11 protein-coding genes are annotated in these 19,464 nt (G+C 61.3%); 8 read left to right on the forward strand and 3 right to left on the reverse strand.

What is annotated here, in order from left to right; genetic code table 11:
* The first annotated feature begins 151 nt into the window (after nt 1-151).
* The 7 genes from ACWKXN_RS13830 to nudI all read left to right on the forward strand — a co-directional run bounded on the left by ACWKXN_RS13830 (nt 152) and on the right by nudI (nt 16,446).
* Nucleotides 152-10,207 (forward strand): BapA/Bap/LapF family large adhesin, encoded by a 10,056-nt coding sequence (locus ACWKXN_RS13830; protein WP_454543916.1) that lies wholly within the window; start codon nt 152-154, stop codon nt 10,205-10,207.
* Nucleotides 10,208-10,288: 81 nt separating this feature from the next.
* Nucleotides 10,289-11,692 (forward strand): TolC family outer membrane protein, encoded by a 1,404-nt coding sequence (locus ACWKXN_RS13835; protein ID WP_039263438.1) that lies wholly within the window; start codon nt 10,289-10,291, stop codon nt 11,690-11,692.
* Nucleotides 11,689-13,887, forward strand: coding sequence for a type I secretion system permease/ATPase (locus ACWKXN_RS13840; protein ID WP_210867613.1), 2,199 nt, complete (start codon nt 11,689-11,691; stop codon nt 13,885-13,887). Before ACWKXN_RS13835 ends, ACWKXN_RS13840 begins: the two co-directional genes overlap by 4 nt.
* A gap of 10 nt (nt 13,888-13,897) precedes the next feature.
* Nucleotides 13,898-15,067 (forward strand): HlyD family efflux transporter periplasmic adaptor subunit, encoded by a 1,170-nt coding sequence (locus ACWKXN_RS13845; RefSeq protein ID WP_086374946.1) that lies wholly within the window; start codon nt 13,898-13,900, stop codon nt 15,065-15,067.
* 251 nt (nt 15,068-15,318) lie between these two features.
* Nucleotides 15,319-15,618 (forward strand): type II toxin-antitoxin system RelE/ParE family toxin, encoded by a 300-nt coding sequence (locus ACWKXN_RS13850; protein ID WP_033146338.1) that lies wholly within the window; start codon nt 15,319-15,321, stop codon nt 15,616-15,618.
* A 10-nt stretch (nt 15,619-15,628) separates the two neighbouring features.
* Nucleotides 15,629-15,976, forward strand: coding sequence for a HigA family addiction module antitoxin (locus tag ACWKXN_RS13855; RefSeq protein ID WP_033146339.1), 348 nt, complete (start codon nt 15,629-15,631; stop codon nt 15,974-15,976).
* Nucleotides 15,977-16,020: 44 nt separating this feature from the next.
* Nucleotides 16,021-16,446: a nucleoside triphosphatase NudI gene (nudI, locus tag ACWKXN_RS13860; protein WP_033146340.1), complete on the forward strand. Its 426-nt coding sequence runs from the start codon at nt 16,021-16,023 to the stop codon at nt 16,444-16,446.
* On the opposite strand, the gene ACWKXN_RS13865 is transcribed toward nudI, so the two are convergent.
* Nucleotides 16,418-17,149 (reverse strand): helix-turn-helix domain-containing protein, encoded by a 732-nt coding sequence (locus ACWKXN_RS13865; RefSeq protein WP_454543917.1) that lies wholly within the window; start codon nt 17,147-17,149, stop codon nt 16,418-16,420. The genes nudI and ACWKXN_RS13865 overlap by 29 nt on opposite strands.
* A gap of 97 nt (nt 17,150-17,246) precedes the next feature.
* Here ACWKXN_RS13865 and ACWKXN_RS13870 point away from each other — a divergent pair, with 97 nt between their 5' ends.
* Entirely contained in the window at nt 17,247-17,666 is a 420-nt protein-coding gene (locus ACWKXN_RS13870; protein ID WP_454543918.1) for a nuclear transport factor 2 family protein, read from the forward strand.
* A gap of 2 nt (nt 17,667-17,668) precedes the next feature.
* On the opposite strand, the gene ACWKXN_RS13875 is transcribed toward ACWKXN_RS13870, so the two are convergent.
* Together ACWKXN_RS13875 and ACWKXN_RS13880 are read right to left on the reverse strand one after the other, a co-directional pair.
* Nucleotides 17,669-18,187 carry a DUF6622 family protein gene (locus ACWKXN_RS13875; protein WP_069303206.1) on the reverse strand — a complete coding sequence of 173 codons (519 nt, stop codon included), beginning with the start codon at nt 18,185-18,187 and terminating at the stop codon, nt 17,669-17,671.
* An 84-nt stretch (nt 18,188-18,271) separates the two neighbouring features.
* A complete protein-coding gene (locus tag ACWKXN_RS13880; RefSeq protein WP_048979785.1) occupies nt 18,272-19,453 on the reverse strand; it encodes an aminotransferase-like domain-containing protein in 1,182 nt (393 codons plus the stop codon).
* Nucleotides 19,454-19,464 lie beyond the last annotated feature (11 nt).

A 19,464-nucleotide genomic window follows, 5' to 3' on the forward strand; every position in this document is an offset into this window, starting at 1 on the left:
CCACTCTGAATTCTGGCGGGCATCGTGCGCGCTAAAAACAACGGTCAGTGCTGCGTAATAACAGCGACTGCGCCGGGGGCGCCCTTTACCTTCTGCAGAGATGGCTCGTCTTGCTCGCCGTTCATGACACATCTGCTGGAGTAATGCCTAAATGAGCCAAATCTCTGTTATATCGAAACTTACTGGCGTGGAAACGACCACGGAAGGCACACAGGTTACCCTGAGCCATTCCTCTATCGTTGAGCTTAATGTCGAGCGAGCGAGCGTCTCCCACTTCGCGCGAAACGGTAACGATCTGCTGGTTACGCTGCACTCCGGCGAGGTGATCACCCTTAAAAACTTCTACGTCACGGACGCGCAGGGCGTGAGCCAGCTGGTACTGCAGGACAGCAACGGCGCATTATGGTGGATTGAAGATCCGACCGGAGCCGCCACGTACGAATCTATCGCGTCCACGGACGTGCTGCTTGCGGCCTCCGGGAGCGACGCCGGTGGTGCCGCCATCTGGCCATGGGCACTGGGCGGAATTGCCGCAGCGGGCGGCATCGCGGCGGCGGCAAGCACCGGCGGCGGTGATAGTGGCGGCAGTAACAATTCGGCCAATGCGGATACGACAGCGCCGAACGCGCCTTCCGGCCTTAAGTTCTCTTCAGATGGCAAAACCGTCACCGGTACCGCAGAACCCGGCAGTACCATCACGCTGAAAGACGCGAACGGCAACGTCATTGGCACAGGAAAAACGGGCAGCGACGGCAGCTTTACCGTCTCTCTCGGCACACCGTTGACTAACGGCGAGCAGGTGACCGCCACCGCGACGGATAACGCCGGGAATACCAGCCCGGGCACAACGCTCAACGCGCCGGACACCACCGCGCCCGATGCGCCAGCAATCACCAGCGTAACGGACGATATCGACCCGCAGACGGGAGCAGTCAGCAACGGCGGCAGCACCAACGATCAGCGTCCGCAGCTTACCGGCACCGGCGAGGCGGGCTCGACCGTGACGATTTATGACGGCGGAGTCGCCATTGGTACGGCGGTCGTCGCCAGCAACGGCACCTGGACCTTTACCCCGTCGGTTGACCTGAGCGAAAGCACTCACCAGATTACCGTGCGGGCAACCGACGCCGCCGGCAACACCGGGCCAGCCTCGCCGGTGTTTACCCTGACGGTGGATCTTACTCCGCCGGACGCGCCGAGCGCGATTGTGCTGACCGACGATACGGGCCTTATCAAGGGAACCATCACGTCTGTCGCGCCAACCGATGCTTCACTGCCCATCCTCGCGGGAACCGGCGAGCCCGGCGGAACCATCACCATCTACGATAACGGCGTGGTGGTTGGCACAACGACGGTGTTGCCCAACGGCACCTGGAGCGTCACGCCGAACGGCCCGCTCCCGGACGGGACACACTCCATAACCGTCACTGAAACCGATGCCGCCGGAAACCTGAGCGCGACCTCAGAGCCCGTCATTTTCACCGTGGACACCACGCCGCCGTCTGCCCCGGGTAATCTCGTGGTGTCGAATGATGGCGGCACCATCAGCGGCATCGCGGAAGCTGGCAGCACGGTGACCATCCGTGAAGGTAATGTCACCCTTGGCACTGTTGTTGCTGACAGCGAAGGGAACTTTAGCCTGACGCTGACCCCGCCGAAGCTCAACGGCGAAATCCTGACCGCTGACGCCACCGACGCGGCAGGCAACACGGGGCCCGCAACCTCCGCGGCATCACCGGATATTACCCCACCGCAGACGCCAATTATCGTGTCGGTGATTGATGACGTGCAGGCCACCACCGGCCCCGTGGGCCAGAACGGCCTCACCAACGACCGGGCCCCGACCGTGAACGGGACGGGCGAAGCGGGCTCGACCATCACGATTTATAACGGCAGCGATGTCCTCGGTACGACGGTTGTTCCCTCCTCCGGCCTGTGGAGCTTTACGCCGCCCGCACCGCTGACCGATGGCACCTGGGTGCTGACCGCGAAGGCGACGGATCCCGCCGGTAACCCAAGCGGGTTATCAGACCCGTGGACAATTAACGTCGACGGCACGGCACCTGGCGCCCCGGTGATTTCACAAGTTGTGGACGATGTTCCCGGTCGCACCGGCTCGCTCGACATTAATGAGACCACTAACGACGCCACCCCGACGCTCAGCGGTACCGCCGAAGCAAACGCGACGGTCACCGTGCGCGTGGACGGTGTTGCTATTGGTACGACCGTCGCCAATGGTCTTGGCGTATGGATCTTTACGCCTTCCTCGCCTATCGCCGAGGGCCCCCACGCCCTGACCGCCGTCGCGACCGATGCGGCAGGTAACACCAGCGGCGTCTCCAACACCTGGACTCTGACGATTGACAGCGTCGCGCCTGCCGCCCCGGTCATTACCCAGGTGCTGGATGATGTGCCGGAGCGCCTCGGCGCGCTCAACCCCAACGACAGCACCAACGACACCACGCCGACGCTTAACGGCACGGCTGAACCTGGCTCAAGCGTCACCATCCGCCTGGATGGCACCGATCTTTTCACGGTCCTGGTCGACGACAACGGCACGTGGACCTATACCCTCACCACGCCTCTTGGCAGCGGGCCTCATACCTTTACCGTTGTCGCCACCGATGCGGCGGGTAACACCAGCCAGCCGTCAGGCGGCTTTACCCTGACCGTCGATACCACGCCGCCTGCGGCGGCAACCATCGCCACCGTGACCGATGACGTCGGCGGCGTTCAGGGCACGCTCATCAGCGGCGATACCACGGATGACACCACACCGCTGCTGCAGGGCATCGCCCCGGCTGATGCGGCGATCACCGTCTATGACGGCGCCACCCTGCTCGGCACCGCCACCCTCGACGGCAGCGGGGGCTGGAGCTTTACGCCCGTTACCCCGCTCACCGACGGCCCGCATTCGCTGACGGTTCACGCCACGGATGCCGCCGGCAATACCACTGTCTCCAGCCCGTTTGTGTTGACGGTAGATACCGTCGCGCCCGCCACGCCGGACGTCCCGGCCATCACCGTCAATCCTGACGGAACAGCAACAACGCTAAACCCGGGCGAAACCACCCGCGACACCACGCCAACCCTGAGCGGTACCGGCACGGCGGGCGATACCGTGACGATCTACAACAACGGCGCCAAAATCGGCGACGCTGTCGTGGACAGTACCGGCAGCTGGTCGTGGACGCCATCACCCCCACTGTCCGGCGGTACCTATGACATCACCCTGACCGTCACCAACGTGGACGGCACGGGCAACGAAAGCGCCCCGTCGCAGCCGGTAACCATCACCATTGATACCGAAGCGCCGGCTACGCCTGCGGCACCGACCGTCACCGACAGCGTCACCCAGATCACCGGCCCCGTACCCGATGGCGGAACCACCAACGATCCGCGCCCGGTCCTGAGCGGCAACGGCACGCCGAACGACGTCATCAACATCACTGACACCGTCAACGGCATATCGACCGTCGTGGGCACCGTCACGGTAGACAGCAGCGGCAACTGGAGCTGGCGCCCTGGCAGCGACATTGCCGAGGGCAGCCACGCCTATACCGCCACCGCCACCGATGAAGCGGGCAACGTCTCTGATCCGTCGCCAGCGATTACGATCGTCGTGGATACGCTGGCGCCGGATACGCCGGTGATTAGTGCAGTGGGCGGTGAGCCGAACGGTGGCTACATCACGGATACCACACCGACAGTGGGCGGAACCGGCGTTAACGGTGAGACGGTGATCGTCTACAACAACGGCGTCGAAGTGGGCCGTGTCGTGGTGGCTAACGGGGAATGGAACCTGACGCTTCCAACGCAAACGGACGGTCCGCTCAACGTTACCGTGGCGGGCGTGGACGCAGCGGGTAACGTCAGCGCACCGAGTTCGGTCTTTACCGTTACCCTCGATACCGTTGCGCCTGAGATCCCCGTCATTAGCGCCGTAGCTGACAGCCAGCTGTCTAATAACGTGCTCTACACGAAGGACGGCACGCCAACCCTTACCGGGACCGGTGAACCCGGTACCACCGTTATCGTTTCCGTAGACGGCACGCCATCTACGGTGCTGGTGACGGTCCAGCCGGGCGGCACCTGGAGCTGGACTGCCGACACGACGCTGCCGGATGGCCCGCATACCTTCACCGTCTCTTCCCGCGACCCCGCGGGTAATCTCTCAGGCAGTTCAGCGCCGCTGAGCGTAACGGTAGACACCGTCGCCCCGGCAGATCCGGGCAACATGCTGCTGGCTGATGAAGGAACACCGCTGACCGGTACCGGTGAAGTGGGAAGCATCATTACCGTGACAAACGGTTCCACGGTCATTGGTACCGGCGTTGTCGGCAGCGACGGCAACTTCTCCATTGCGCTGAGCCCGGCGCAGCTGGATCCGACCACGCTGACCGTGACCGCTACGGATGCCGCAGGGAATGCCAGCGCGGGCGTGCCTTTTGTCGTCGTCGATTCACCGCTCGACCTGCCGCAGGTGCCCGTCATCACGGCGATCGTCGATGACGCAGACCCGATTACTGGCGATGTTAAAGGCAAAACCACTAATGACACCACGCCAACGCTTACCGGTACGGCCGAAGCGGGCAGCCTGATTACCATCTATCAGGACGGTAGCGCGACGCCATTGACGACGGTGACCGCCGACGGCAGCGGCAACTGGAGCTATACGCCAGACGCACTTGGCGAAGGGCTGCACACCTTTGAGGTGACGGCGACCCTCAACGGCCAGACCAGCGGCCGCTCTCCGGCGGCCAGCGTCACCGTCGACCTCACCGCACCGGGCACGCCAGCTATCGGCGCGGTGATTGACGACGTCGGTCCGGGCACCGGACCGCTGACCAGCGGCCAGACCACCAACGACAACCAGCCGACCCTCACCGGCACCGGCGCGGTCGGCGATACCATCTCCATCTACAACAACGGCGTGCTGCTGGGGACCGCGGAGGTCGGCAATACGGGCACCTGGAGCTACACCACGCCCGTCCTGACTGAAGGCAACCATATCCTGACCATCCGCGAGACCGATCCGGCGGGGAATCAGAGCGGTCCTTCGGCGGGCTTCACCGTCGTGGTGGACTCCGTTTCCGCCACGCCGGTCATCACCAACGTCACGGATAACGTCGGTAACGCCGCCACCACGGTGGTCAGCGGCACCGAGACGAACGATGCCACGCCAACCCTTTCGGGGACAGCGGACGCAAACAGCGTGGTGACCATTTTCGACGGCGGCACCCAGATTGCCGTGGTGACGGCTGATAACAATGGTACATGGACGTTTACCCCTGACACCGCGCTCGGCGAAGGCTCGCACAGCTTCACCGTCCGGGCGACCGATCCGCTGGGCAACGTCAGCGCGGTCTCAGCTCCCTGGAGCGTGGTGGTTGACCTGACGGCACCGACGGTTCCGACGCTGGATAATGTGAGCGACAACGTCCCTGGCGGCGTCCAGGGTAACCTCACCAGCGGCCAGGTGACCAACGACAGCACCCCGACCATCAGCGGCACCGGGCAGGCGGGCAGCACGATTCACATCATGAATAACGGCACGCAGATTGGCACGACGATCGTTGACGGCAGCGGGAACTGGTCCTTTACGCCGACCGCGCCGCTGGGTGACGGCAGCTACTCCCTGCGCGCGTATGCAACGGATACCGCAGACAACGCCTCGGCTAACTCATCAGTCTTCACCTTTACCATTGATACCGCAGCCCCCGGCGTACCGGTGGTGACCAGCGTGATTGACGACGTCGGTCCGGTCACCGGGGCGCTCACGTCGGGTAACAGCACCAACGACGCGCGCCCAACCTTCAACGGTACGGGCGAGGTGGGTTCTACCGTGCACGTGATCGTTGATGGCAACGAAATTGGCACTGCGGTGGTGAATGCCCAGGGCAGCTGGACCTTCACCCCGGGTACCGATCTGGGCGAAGGTCCACACGCCATCACCTTCAATGCCACCGACGTGGCTGGCAATACCGGCAGCACGACGACACCGTTTAACCTGACGGTGGATACGGGCGTGCCGTCGGCGCCGGTCATTTCGACCGCGAGTGACAACGCGGGCAGCATTCAAACTCCGCTCTCTTCCGGGCAGAGCACCGACGACACCACGCCGACGCTAAACGGCACCGCGACCGCCAACGCCACGGTCACCGTGTATGAGAACGGGCAGCCGGTCGGCACCGTTCAGGCGGACGGTACCGGCGCATGGAGCTTTACGCCGTCAACGCCGCTGACCAACGGCAGCCATACCTGGACCGCCACGGTCACCGATGCAGCGGGCAACGTCAGCCTGAACTCGCCGGACTTTACCCTGATTGTGGATACCACCGCACCGAACGCGCCGGTTATCAGCCAGGCGATAGACGACGTGGGCACCATCACCGGCCCGCTTACGTCCGGGCAAACAACCGACGACACCGTTCCGCGCCTTGTCGGAACCAGCGAACCGTTTGCTACCGTGAAGATCTATGAGGGAACTACCCTTGTCGGAACGGGCACCGCGGATGGCAACGGAAGCTGGAGTATCTTGCTCAACACCACGCTGACCGCGGGCGCGCACAGCTTCACCGCGCAGGCGACGGATGCGGCAGGCAACACCAGCGTGTCGTCCACCAGCTTTAGCCTCACCGTCGACACCACGCCACCTGCGCTGCCGGTGCTGACCAGCATTCTGGATGACGTGGGCAATGCGGCGACGCCGGTGGCGAACGGCGGGTTCACCAACGACGCGCAGCCAACCCTCAGCGGTACGGCGGAAGCCGGGTCGACGGTGAAAATCTTCGATAACGGCGTACAAATCGGCAGCGTGACGGCGACCGGCGGGGCGTGGAGCTTTACGCCATCCCCGGCGCTGGGCAACGGTCCGCACAATTTGACCTTTACCGCCACCGATGCGGTGGGCAACGCCAGCGCGCCGACCGCCGGGTACGTGATTAACGTCGATACCCTCGCGCCGGGCGCGCCGACCATCATTTCAGTGATTGATGACGTCGGCAGCGTTACCGGCCCGGTGACCGGTACGAATCCGACCAACGACACGCGCCCAACGCTGAGCGGGACGGCCGAAGCGAATGCCACGGTGCGGATCTACGATGGCATTACGCTGGTGGGCACGGTGACCGCCGACGGCAGCGGCAACTGGACCCTGCCGCAAACCACCACGCTGGCGCAAGGCACGCATAACTTCACCGCCACGGCCACCGATGCGGCGGGCAACACCAGCGTGGCGTCAGCCGTGACGACGATTATCGTCGATACGACCGCTCCAACGGCGCCGACCGGAACCTTCAACGCCGACGGTAGCGTCCTGACCGGGACTGCGGAAGCAGGCAGCACCGTCGCGATCCGCCTTGCGGACGGCTCGACGGTGACCGCCATTGCGGGCAGCAACGGCACCTACACCTACACCTTCATTAACAAACAGACCGAAGGCCAGACGCTGCAGATCACCGCCACCGACGCCGCGGGCAACACCTCGCTGCCGGGCTCCGCCCTTGCGCCGGTGGTGCCGCTCTCCGCCAGCAATAACGTCGAAGAGCTGAACCTCAGCACCACGGCAACCGTGACCAACAGCCAGTACAGCGATTACGGCTTCCTGCTGGTTGGCGCCGTGGGCAACGTCCTGACGCTGCTGGGCAATGATACGGCCCAGGTCAACTTCACGGTGGGCAGCGGCGGCAGCGCGGATATCGTGGTGAACGCCAACGCCACGGGTGCGGTGCTCTCTCTGCTCAACACCCTTGAGCTGGTGGTTCAGCATTACGTCAACGGCGCCTGGACCACCGTGGTGGATACCGGCCAACCGCAGTTTGCCGATCTCCTTACCCTCGGCGCAACCGGCGTATCGCTGAACCTGACCGGGCTGGCCGACGGCAACTATCGCGTGCTCAGCTACAACACCAACCTGCTGGCGACCGGCTCCTACACCAGCCTCGACGTGGCGGTGAAAGAGACCGGTCCGGGTACGGTCACGGGCGATACCAGCCTCAACGGCAACGTGATCCTCGATACGGACCCGACAGCCGGCAGCGACAACGCGCCGGCCGGAACCACCGTTTCCGCAGTCACTAACGCCCAGGGCGTCACCACCAGCGTGAACGCCGACGGCACGGTGATCCAGGGCAAATACGGTACGCTGACCATCAACCGCGACGGCAGCTACACCTACAACCTGACCGACACCAGCGCCGCGGTCGTTGGCCGGACGGAGAACTTCACCTACACCATCACCCATAACGGCGTCAGCGCGTCGGCGCAGCTGGTGTTGTCTCTGGGTGCCGGTACGGTAATCAACGGCATTGTGGCGGTGGACGATACGGCCTCGCTGACCTTTGACACCACCGTGAGCGAGATTAATAACGGCGCCTCGTCTCAGAACGGTTTTACCCTGGTGGGCATTAATCTCGGCAGCACGCTGGGGCTTAACCTGCTGGACGACATGACCAACCCGATTATCTACAACGTGGAGGAAGGCACGACCCGCACCATGACCATCCAGGCCTCCGTGGGCGGCGTGGCGCTGGCGTCGGTATTCGATCTGTACGTCTATAAGTTCAACAACGCCACCCAGACCTTCGAGCAGGTTCGCGTCGAGTCGGGCTGGCTGCGCGCTCCGCTGTTGGGGGGCTCGTCATCCCAGCTTACGCTGAATCTGCCGGCCGGGGAGTACCTGTTCTTACTCAATACCGCATCGGGGATCGCCGTCCTGACGGGCTACACGCTGAGCGTCCTGCAGGATCATGTCTACAGCGTGGCGAGCATCAGCGAAACCACCACGGGCGACGTGCTGGCGAATGACCCAGTTCCTCCAGGCACGTTGGTCACCGAAGTGAACGGCGTGGCGGTCAACAGCAGTGGAACCACCACCATTCAGGGGGAATACGGCACGCTGACCATCAATTCGTCCGGACAGTACACCTACACCCTGAGAAGCGGCGTGGGAGCGGACCATATCAGCACGCCGGATACCTTCGTCTACACCGTTACCGCGCCTGACGGCTCGAAGGATACGGCATCGCTCAACATCACCCCAACCCCTCGGGCGATGGATGCGGTGAACGATGTCAGCGCCACGATGGACCTCACCTCGGTGCACCACACGTCGGCATACTCGGATACGACCGTGGGCACCGCCAGCTGGACGACGGCCCTGCTCTCGTCAACCCAGGGCTCCGGCAGCGGAACCTTCGTGGTCGACGCGAACACCGCGCTGCACAACGTGTCGCTCCACTTTAACGTGGCCTCGCTGCTGGCGCTGGGCGGGCTAACGGTAAACTGGTCCATCAGCGACGGCTCGGGCGTGATACGCAGCGGCTCCTTCAGCGGCGGCTCACTGCTGGGCGGCAATATCGACATCCCGCTCACCGGGCTGGATCTGAACGCCGGAACCTATACGCTGAACTTTACCGGTAGCGTACCGGGGCTGAGCGTGGGGAACATCACCATCACACCAAGCGTGAACGGCACCACCTACTCGCTGAGTGATTTCGACGTCACCGGCAGCCACACCGTCAACGGCAATATCTTTGACGGCACCGATTCTGGCGGCGTGCTGGATCAGCTCCACTCGGTGGATACCCGTCTGAGCGTGACCGGGTACAACGGCGTGACCACCACGCTGGATCCGTATACCGGCAGCGCAACGGTGAACATCACCGGCCATTACGGCGTCCTGGCGATCGGCGCTGACGGCCATTACACCTATACCCTCAACAGCGGGGTATCGCTCTCATCCATGACGTCGAAGGAGACCTTCAACTACACCCTGACCGACTCTACCGGGAGAACGGACAGCGCCACGCTGACCATCAATATGGCGCCGCAGTTCATCAGTTCGGAACATAACGACGCCATCACCGGTACGGCTTACGGCGATACGCTGATTTACCAGGTGCTGAACAGTACGGTGGGGAATGCCACGGCGGGTAACGTCAGCAGCACCGCGGGCGATCACTGGACCGGCTTCTCGCTGGCGCAGGGGGACAAAATCGACATCGGCGATCTGCTGGTGGGCTGGAACGGTAGCGCCGCGACGCTGGGGAATTATCTCCATGTCACTAATAGTAATGGCAATACCGTGATCTCCATCGACCGTGACGGTGCGGGAGGCACCTACACTAATACCACGCTCGTTACGCTTGATGGCGTTCAGACCACCTACGACGAGCTGGTTAACCAGCAGCACATCATTACCTGATAGCACCTGCAAGAGATGACCCGGGCGCACAGCGCCCGGGCATAAATAATAAAGACATACTCTTTTTAATAGGGACATGACATGGGAATGAAGATGCCTCACTGGTGGCTCTCGTGCTGCCTGATATCTGTGCCCGCTCTTTGCGCGAACCCGGCGGCAATCATCAATACCGGACAGCTTCGCGAAACGCAGGAACTCCCCTCGCTCAATGGCCGCGTCGCACCTGCGGCTGGCAAAGCCGCACCCGGTTCATTGCAGCTTGGCGATGCCGTCAACCGCGCCGTCACCTGGCACCCGGCCATCAGCGAAGCCGTGGGGAAACTCTACCAGCAGAGCGAAGAGGTGGACGTCGCTAAATCAAAATACTATCCGCAGATTAATGCCGGCGTGGACAACGGTTATTCCCACGACGGCGACCAGAACGGCTTTACGCCGTCGCTGGTGCTTTCTCTCTCACAGATGCTCTACGACTTTGGCAAAGTGGACAGCCAGGTGCGGGCCGAGAGCGCGGGCGTTGCCCAGCAGCAGGCCAACGTGCTGGTGAGTATCGACACCATCGCTCACGATACCGCCATCGCCATGGTGCAGGTGCAAACCTGGCAGCAGATGGTCGAGACCGCTAAAGAGCAGCTCGACGCCCTCTCCTCCATTGGCACGCTGACCCGCCAGCGTAACGACGAAGGGGCCACGTCGCTCTCTGACGTGGTGCAGACCGATGCCCGTATCGAAGGCGCCCGCGCCCAGCTGATGCAGTACCAGGCCAGCCTGGACAGCGCCCGCGCCACGCTGATGAGCTTTCTCGGCTGGAACAGCCTGAACGCCATCAGCAATGACTTTCCGCAAAAGCTGGGCCGGAGCTGCGACATCGCCGAGCCGGATGACCGTCTGGTTCCCGCGGTACTTGCCGCCTGGGCGCAGGCTAACGTCGCCCAGGCTAACCTCGACTACGCCGACGCGCAGATGACGCCAACCGTCTCGCTGGAGCCGGAGGTGCGTCACTACATGAACGATCGCTACGCGGGGAGCGAAACCCGGGATCGCACCCAGTATTCCGCATGGGTGAAAGTGCAGATGCCGCTCTATCAGGGCGGCGGCCTCACCGCCCGGCGTAACGCTGCCGGACACGCGGTGGAGGCGGCGCAGTCCACCGTTCAGCGCACGCGCCTTGATGTCCGCCAGAAACTGCTGGAAGCCCGCAGCCAGGTGATGAGCCTGCAAAGCACGCTGCAAATCCAGGGTCGCCAGGAAGCCCTCAGCGCCCGCACCCGCGAACTGTACCAGCAGCAGTATCTCGATCTCGGCTCGCGCCCGCTCCTCGACGTGCTCAACGCCGAGCAGGAGGTCTACCAGGCGCGCTTCACCCAGCAGCAGACCCTCGGTCAGCTGCACCAGCTGCAGCTCAACTGCCTGTATAACACCGGGCAGCTGCGTCACGCGTTCGATCTTGATAACCGCACCATCCAGACCGTGGAGATCCAGCCATGAAGCAACGCGAAATCCCGCAGGGCGAAACGATGACGGATGAGGCGCTGGCGCAGTGGGCACAGGCCTTCGGTTTTGTCGCCACGCGCTACCGCGTGGCCTGCTCCCCCGGCGCGCTGATCGCAGGCGCGCCGTGGCTGAAAGGCAAACCGATGGTGCCCGCCCTCACCCAGCTGGCCCGCGAAGCGGGGCTGTCGTTTCAGCTCCTTACCGACGATCGGCAGGCGATCAACAGCTGGCGTCTGCCGGTGGTGGTGGCGATGAATGACGGCAGGATCGGCGTGATCGAGCATTTCGACGGGGACGATACGCTGGAAGTCAGCTTTTTCGACGATGAGACCTACACCAACCGGCTGTCGATGACGGCGATGCTGCCCGCTATCCGCCACGTCATTGCCCTGCGTCCACTCGCCGCGCTGAAGGACAGCCGCGTGGATGCCTATATCTCAAAATACCGCCCGGACTGGCTCTACCGGCTGGTGATGCGCGACCTGCGCCCCTACAGCTGGGTCATGCTGGCCGCCCTCTTTATCAACGTGCTGTCGCTCTCCGGGATCGTCTTTTCCATGCAGGTGTACGACCGGGTGATCCCCGCCCAGTCTTATCCGACGCTTTACGTCCTGACCATCGGGGTGCTGATTGCCACCCTGTTTGGCTTTGTGCTGCGCGTGGCGCGCGGGCACATTATGGATCTGCTCGGCAAGCGCTCGGACATGCGCGTTTCGGATCGCGTCTTCGGCCACGCGCTTCGGCTGCGCAACAGCGCGATCCCCCGCTCCACCGGCAGCTTTATCTCTCAGCTGCGCGAGCTGGAGCAGATCCGCGAGATGGTCACCTCGTCCACCATTTCGACCATTGTCGACCTGCCGTTCTTTCTCCTGTTCGTGGTGGTGCTGGCGATCATCGCCCCGCAGCTGGCGTGGATCGCCCCGGTCGCGGCGGTGATCATGGTCCTGCCCGGCCTGCTGCTGCAGAAGAAGCTGGCGGAGCTGGCAAAGCAGTCGGCCCATGAATCGACCCTGCGCAACGCGGTGCTGGTGGAGAGCGTGCAGGGGCTGGAGGACATCAAGCTGATGCAGGCGGAAAACCGCTTTTTGCAGCAGTGGAACAGCTATATCCAGATCACCGCGGAATCCGGCCTGCGCACCCGCGAGCTGACGCAGAACCTGATTAGCTGGGGGATGACCATTCAGAGCCTGGTCTACGCCGGGGTGATCGTGGTCGGCGCCCCGATGGTGATCGACGGCACCCTGACCACCGGTTCGGTGGTCGCCGCGTCGATGCTGGCCTCCCGCATGATCGCCCCGATGGCGACGCTGTGCGGCGTGCTGGCGCGCTGGCAGCAGGTCAAAGCGGCAAAAGAGGGGCTGGACAGCATCATGCAGCTTCCCACCGAAAATCAGCGCGAGGAGACGCCGATCCGCCAGGACGTGCTGCGCGGTCATTACCTCTTCGAGCAGGCGCAGTTCCGCTATCAGCCGGACGATCCGCGCATGGCGCTGCGCATTAACCGGCTGGAGATCAGGCCGGGTGAGAAAGTGGCGATCCTCGGGCGCAACGGCGCGGGCAAATCGACCCTGCTGCAGGCCATGGCGGGCGGAATGGATCTGGCGGCCGGCGAGCTGCGGCTTGATAACTTCAGCCTGCCGCATCTCGACGTCGCCGACGTCCGGCGCAACGTCGGCTTTATGACCCAGAACGCCCGGCTGTTTTACGGCACCCTGCGCGAAAACATCACCCTCGGCATGCCGCGCGCCACCGACGAAGAGATTTTCGAGGCGCTGGAGCTGACCGGCGCGGCAGGCTTCGTGCAGAAGCTGCCCAAGGGGCTGGACTACCCGATCATGGAAAACGGCGTGGGATTATCCGGCGGGCAACGCCAGTCGATTCTGCTGGCGCGGATGCTCCTGCGCGATCCGAATATCGTGCTGATGGATGAACCCACCGCGTCGCTGGACGAGCACACCGAGCGGGAATTCATCCAGCGTCTTGGCGACTGGCTCGGGCATCGCACACTGATTGTCGCCACGCATCGCGTACCGGTGCTGGAACTGGTGGAGCGCGTCGTGGTGTTGAAAGAGGGGATGCTGGTGATGGACGCGCCAAAAGCCCAGGCGCTGAACAACAGCCGTATGCAGCAGCAACAGCAGCAGGCAGCAACCGGACGGGAGTGGAAAAATGAAAATCAGTCAGCGTGACGTGGCGGCAATGGACGATCTGGATAACGCCCTCGACTCCGAAAGCGGCTACACCGGCGCGCGTCGGATCGTGATCTTCTCGCTGCTGATGTTTGTGGTGCTGGGCGTCTGGGCGTGGTTTGGCGTGCTGGATGAGGTATCAACCGGCTCGGGTAAAGTGATCCCCAGCTCGCGCGAGCAGGTCTTACAGTCTCTCGACGGCGGGATCCTTACCGAGCTGAACGTCCACGAGGGCGATCAGGTGCAGGCCGGGCAGGTGCTGGCGCGGCTCGATCCGACGCGTTCCGAATCGAACGTCGGCGAAAGCGCGGCGCGCTACCGGGCTTCACTGGCCTCCAGCGCCCGCCTGTACGCCGAGGTGAACGATCTCCCGCTGAAGTTCCCCCCTTCGCTGGCAAAGTGGCCGGATCTGATTGCTGACGAAACGCGGCTCTACAACTCCCGCCGCGCGCAGCTGGAGGATACCCAGCGGGAGCTGCGCGCCGCGTTAGATCTCGCCAATAAGGAGCTGGCGATCACCCAGCGGCTGGTCAAAACCGGCGCCGCCAGCCACGTGGAGGTGCTGCGCCTGCAGCGGCAGAAAAGCGACCTGGAGCTGAAGCTCACCGACGTACGCTCGCAGTATTACGTTCAGGCGCGCGAGGCGTTATCCAAGGCCAACGCCGAGGTGGATATGGTTTCGGCGATCCTCAAAGGCCGCCAGGATTCCGTCACCCGTCTGACGGTAAAATCCCCGGTGCGCGGGATCGTGAAAAACATCAAGGTCACCACCATCGGCGGCGTGATCCCGCCCAACGGCGAGCTGATGGAGATTGTGCCGGTGGACGATCACCTGCTGATTGAAACCCGCCTGTCGCCGCGCGATATCGCCTTTATCCACCCGAACCAGGAGGCGCTGGTTAAAATCACCGCCTACGATTACGCCATTTACGGCGGCCTGCACGGGGTCGTCGAAACGATCTCTCCGGACACCATCCAGGACGAGGCCAAGCCGGAAGTGTTCTATTACCGGGTGTTTATCCGCACCAGCCAGGATTACCTGGTCAATAAGGCGGGCAGGCACTTCTCGATTGTGCCGGGGATGATTGCGACGGTGGACATTAAGACCGGCGAGAAAACGGTGCTGGATTATCTGATCAAGCCGTTTAACCGGGCGAAAGAGGCGCTGAGGGAGCGATAGTCAATCGCCGGGTGGCGGCTCCGCCTTACCCGGCCTACATACCCGGAGGCCCTTGCAAGCGCAGCGCCGCCGGGTATTTAACCGCACGTCAGAACTGGAACCTACCTCGAAATATTAATCTTTAGTCATGCATCCCACTTCCCTTCAGCCATCGCCAAGGTAATATTAACCGCAGACAAAAACGCACTTGCGCACTGTGCAGGAGTGCATTACTATTCAATCAGCTTCAAGGACTGGAGCTCAGCACCATTATGATTAGTTATTTTCGGGATCAATGGCTTGAGGATTTTTTTCTTTACGGCAGATCGAGCAATGTTATTCCTGCAAATCTGGAAACAGCGCTTGCGAGAAAGCTCGATATCATCAGGGCAGCAACCTCGCACAGGGATTTGCGATCGCCACCGGGCAATATGTATGAAGCATTGAATCCTCCACTGAAGGGATATTCCTCAATCCGGGTAAACAGGCAATACAGGCTCGTATTTCGCTGGACAGAGGGTAAAGCAGAAGATCTCTACCTCTCTCCACACAAGTACACGCAACACAAGTGAGGCATCACCTATGACACTTCAACAGGCACTCCGCAAACCCACCACGCCGGGCGACGTGTTGCAGTATGAGTATCTTGAACCGCTCAATCTGAAAATCAGCGATCTGGCGGAGATGCTCAATGTTCACCGCAACACCATCAGCGCGCTGGTCAATAACAATCGCAAGCTGACTGCCGATATGGCGATCAAACTGGCAAAAGCCTTTGATACCACGATTGAATTTTGGCTTAACTTACAGCTGAACGTCGATATCTGGGAAGCGCAATCCAACCCCAGGACGCAGGAGGAGCTAAGCCGTATAAAGACCGTTGCGGACGTCATGGCTAAGCGAAAATCTGGCCAGCCGGATGTAGCCTGATTCGGTAAACACTTCACCTATTAATACTTTTTCAGGAAGAAATCATGCGCCAACGAACCATTGTCTGCCCCATCATCCAGAATGACGGTGCCTACCTCCTGTGTAAAATGGCCGACGATCGCGGCGTGTTCCCCGGCCAGTGGGCTCTCTCCGGCGGTGGAATGGAGCCGGGCGAAACCATGGAACAGGCGTTGCGCCGTGAGATCCGCGAAGAGCTGGGCGAAGCGCTGGAGATTGTCTCGGTTACGCCATGGGCTTTTCGCGATGACATTAGGGTGAAAACCTACGCCGATGGCACTACAGAGGAGATTTACATGATCTATCTGATCTTCGACTGCATCAGCGCCAACCGGGAAGTCACGTTTAATGAAGAGTTTCAGGAGATCGCCTGGGTTAATCCGGAGTCGTTAAAAGAGCTGGATCTCAACGCAGCCACGCGCATTACCTTCGCCCAAAAGGGCCTTCTTTAATCACCCACTGCCCCGGCGTTTTACCTGTCCATGCTCTGAAAACCTCAATAAATGCGCTGACGCTGCTGTAGCCGCAGGACAGCGCAATCCACCCTACCGGCTTCCCCGCCGCCAGCCACTCCATTGCCCGCATGACGCGAGCCAGCTGCCGCCAGTTAACAAAATTCATTCCGGTCTGGGCGCTAAACCGACGGTTGAACGTACGCACGCTCATCCCAGCATGAATAGCATGGCTCTCGACCGTCTGGTTATCATCGACAAACTGCAGCAAATGGCTGACCACGTTCTTCAGACGCGGATCCGTCGGCACGGGCAGAGAAAAGCGAGCCTGGGGCGTCAGGGCAAGCTCATCCAGCAGCAAAGAAAGCTTTCGCGGATCGTACTCGCTCTCTGCATCGCATAAACGGGAAAACAGTGCATGGGTGAGATCGTCGGGCTCGAACAGCGCGGGCGCATCGGGAAGCATTGCGCACACGGCGGGGTCAAGAAAGATAGCGCAGCCTTCTACCGCACTTTCGGAAAAAGCGGCGTGCTGCCGATCCGGAGGGATCCAGCCGATGTGTTTTGCCGGTACGACCGATCGCGCCTGCTGCGTCTCAATGACCAGCAGCCCCGTTGCAATGCGCCACAGCTGGCCGGTACGATGACTGTGCCGGGGCGTTCGGTACCCGCCGGGATGAAGGAGCGTTTCAACACTGACCATATCATTTTGACCGAAAATCGTTATTCTTCGGCGTATTAGAGAAACTGCGACTTCGGCTGTCAAGGATAATGGTGATTCAACCACATAAGGAGCCCGCATGAGCATTATCACGTCCCTGATAGCCCACACCGACAACGCCGCGCAGCGCGAAAAGATGGCCTGCCTGTTAACCCGCTTATTCAACGGCGATATCGATCCGGCAGAGGTATTTACGCCCGATTACCAGCAGCTTACGGACGGTCACGCGCTTGACTACCGGGGTTTTGTCCAGCATCTGAGCCACGTCAGCTCACAGATCCGCGCAATCGCCTTTACCGTGGTGGAGATAGCCTGCCATGACGAACTTCTGGCTGACCGGCATATCGTAACGGTCACGTATCCTGATGGTCGTCAGGCAGAGATCGAGGTTTACCTGTTTGCCGCGCTGCGTGAAGGGAAAATCTGGCGGATCCATGAAGTCACGCGAGCACTCAGCGGCGATGCTGCAGATCGCACGCTGGCACACGCGACAGAATAACCTTACTCCGCCGGGCGCGGTGCGGCACTGTTATACACCCCAACGTAACGCGCAAATTTCCCGAGAAACACGCCGGCAAACACGCCGCCGGAGACGATCGCCAGCGCGCTCATGGCGGGCTGCTGCATCGTCTGGGGAGAGACCGCGCTCATCACGCCCAGCACATACTTCACGCCGAACGCCAGCATCATAAACGGCAGCGCGGTGTAGTCTGCCTGGCGGTAAAGGGTGCGCGGCGCATCTGCGCGGGTGATAACCGCCTGCTTAATCAGGATATACCCCAGCGCGGCCCCGGCGAGGATCCCCGCCGTCCACAATGCGACAGTTCCGGGCGTCAGGGTGCGGTAGACCACCAGATCGTAGATATCCCAGATTAGAAATATTGCCGGAATGATGGCAAGCCTCTCCAGCGTGACGGTGGCGGGCCTGCGGGCTTTAATGCCGCGAGAGATAAGGAAGATAAACAGCACCCACACCCAGGCGGGCGTGTGCGTAACGACACCGAACAGAAATTCAAACATGGAGATCTCCATGGACGATTGCGGCCCGTGCCGCCTGAACGCGTATTGCGCATAACGGCAGGAAAACCATTATGCGCAGGTCTTTTACAGCGATTTTTTCAGGCGTTGAACCGCCTCCTTCAGCTCTTCATCCGTTGGCGTGACAAACGACATACGCAGCGTTGAATGGTCTGGCTCATTGCAGTAGAAAAATTCGCCCGGCACAAATACTACGCCGTTACTTAACGTTTTTTCCAGCCAGCGGGTGGTATTACTACCATTTTTCATATTCGCCCACAGGAACATGCCGCCCTTCGGCTTGTGGAACGACATCACATCGCCCAGCTCGGCCTCCAGCTCGGTTGCGAACGTCTGGTATTTCTGGCGATAGGCTTCGCGGATCGTTTTAATCTGATCGGGCAGGCGACCGGTTTTCAGGTATTCATACGTCATCAGCTGCGACAGCGTGCTGGTGTGCAGGTCGGTGGTTTGCTTAAGGTTTACTACTGCGCGCTTCAGCCATTCCGGCACCAGCACCCAGCCCACGCGGGTTCCTGGAGCAAGAATTTTGGAGAAGGTTGAGGTATACACCACGTTCTCTTCGTTGCCGATATCTTTGGCATGGGCAATTAACGGGCGGAAAACTTCATCGGTATAATTAATTTCGCTGTACGGATCGTCTTCAATAATGACGAAGTCATAGCGCTTCGATAATTCCACCAGCTGTTTGCGACGCGCCTCAGAAAGGGTTACCCCGCCAGGGTTGCCAAACGTCGGAACAATATAGACCGCTTTGATGGTTTTATTTGCCGCCAGCGCTTCAAGCTCGTCGACCTTCATTCCGTCGCCATCGGTGCCAACGGATTCAAAATTCGCCTGCGCCAGGCCAAATACCTGCAGCGCAGCAAGATAGGTTGGACGCTCAACCACAACGGTATCGCCCGGGTTAATTAATGCACGCGCCAGCACGTCGAGGGACTGCTGTGAACCGGAGGTCACGACCACATCATCCGCCTTGCAGCGGATCCCGCGCCCTTCACAGATGCGCTGAATTTCTTCCCGCAGCCCCGGTACGCCTTCGGTCAGACCGTACTGAAAGGCCTCACCAAAATGCTGTGATAATACGGCATCAGCGGCAATTTTCAGCCCTTCGTGATCGAACAAGGCCGGGTTAGGAATACCCCCACCCAGCGAAATGACGCCGGCCATTTTGCTATGTTTTAATAATTCACGGATGGCAGATGATTGCAGGCCCTGCGCGCTGCTGGCGAGTTTATTCACAGACATTCTTTGCATAC

Source organism: Enterobacter sp. UPMP2060, from assembly GCF_053709655.1.

Excerpts from the sequence above, each read along its gene's own strand:
- ACWKXN_RS13830 (WP_454543916.1), top strand. The coding sequence starts at position 152 with ATGAGCCAAATCTCTGTTATATCGAAACTTACTGGCGTGGAAACGACC.
- ACWKXN_RS13835 (WP_039263438.1), top strand. The coding sequence starts at position 10,289 with ATGGGAATGAAGATGCCTCACTGGTGGCTCTCGTGCTGCCTGATATCT.
- ACWKXN_RS13840 (WP_210867613.1), top strand. The coding sequence starts at position 11,689 with ATGAAGCAACGCGAAATCCCGCAGGGCGAAACGATGACGGATGAGGCG.
- ACWKXN_RS13845 (WP_086374946.1), top strand. The coding sequence starts at position 13,898 with ATGGACGATCTGGATAACGCCCTCGACTCCGAAAGCGGCTACACCGGC.
- ACWKXN_RS13850 (WP_033146338.1), top strand. The coding sequence starts at position 15,319 with ATGATTAGTTATTTTCGGGATCAATGGCTTGAGGATTTTTTTCTTTAC.
- ACWKXN_RS13855 (WP_033146339.1), top strand. The coding sequence starts at position 15,629 with ATGACACTTCAACAGGCACTCCGCAAACCCACCACGCCGGGCGACGTG.
- nudI (WP_033146340.1), top strand. The coding sequence starts at position 16,021 with ATGCGCCAACGAACCATTGTCTGCCCCATCATCCAGAATGACGGTGCC.
- ACWKXN_RS13865 (WP_454543917.1), bottom strand. The coding sequence starts at position 17,149 with ATGGTCAGTGTTGAAACGCTCCTTCATCCCGGCGGGTACCGAACGCCC.
- ACWKXN_RS13870 (WP_454543918.1), top strand. The coding sequence starts at position 17,247 with ATGAGCATTATCACGTCCCTGATAGCCCACACCGACAACGCCGCGCAG.
- ACWKXN_RS13875 (WP_069303206.1), bottom strand. The coding sequence starts at position 18,187 with ATGTTTGAATTTCTGTTCGGTGTCGTTACGCACACGCCCGCCTGGGTG.
- ACWKXN_RS13880 (WP_048979785.1), bottom strand. The coding sequence starts at position 19,453 with ATGTCTGTGAATAAACTCGCCAGCAGCGCGCAGGGCCTGCAATCATCT.